The 562-nt window shown below is 59.3% G+C and carries 1 pseudogene; it reads left to right on the top strand.

Features of this window, described 5'->3' with window-relative positions:
* Positions 1 to 562: pseudogene (locus KP705_RS16455) on the top strand (Tn3 family transposase); the annotation flags it as partial.

The following is a 562-nucleotide window of genomic DNA, read 5'->3' as shown; positions in this document are numbered from 1 at the left end:
GGAGTGTGTACGATCCCTGAACCTCGACAGCGCTCGCGCCACGACCATACCGCGTGTGGCCTTTGACCGTTTGAGCGAAGAAGCTGCCCGGATTACGCCCCAGCATCTGGCCGAGCTTCGGTCATCCCGTCGTTACGCCATTCTGGTGGCAGCCGGGGTCCGACTTGAGGAGGTTCTAACCGACGCGGCCCTCACAATGATGGACAAACTCCTCGGAAGCATGATGCGCCGTGCCGAGCACCGGATCCGTGACAAAGCGATTGTCACCATGCGATCGTTGCAGGCCCAGCTTCGTCTGCTGACAACCTCTTGCCGTCATCTGATTGAGGCCCGTGATCAGGGCGTTGATTCACTGTCTGCCATTACGGGAATTGACTGGCCCCGCCTCCAGGACGCCATCGGCAGGGCTGAAACCCTGACAGCTCCAGAGACCATTGATCGCACGGCCGAACTGATCAACCGGCATCGCTCTCTTCGTCCTGCCATTGGTCCATTCCTGAACGCGTTCCAGTTTCAGGGTGGTCGCACGGTACAGGGATTACTGAAGGCGGTGCAGATCATT

It is taken from the genome of Gluconobacter sp. P1D12_c (assembly GCF_018812105.1).
Classification (GTDB): Bacteria; Pseudomonadota; Alphaproteobacteria; order Acetobacterales; family Acetobacteraceae; genus Gluconobacter; species Gluconobacter oxydans_A.
Note: the sequence above shows the minus strand (reverse complement) of the source record. Positions and strands in the feature narration are given on the sequence as shown.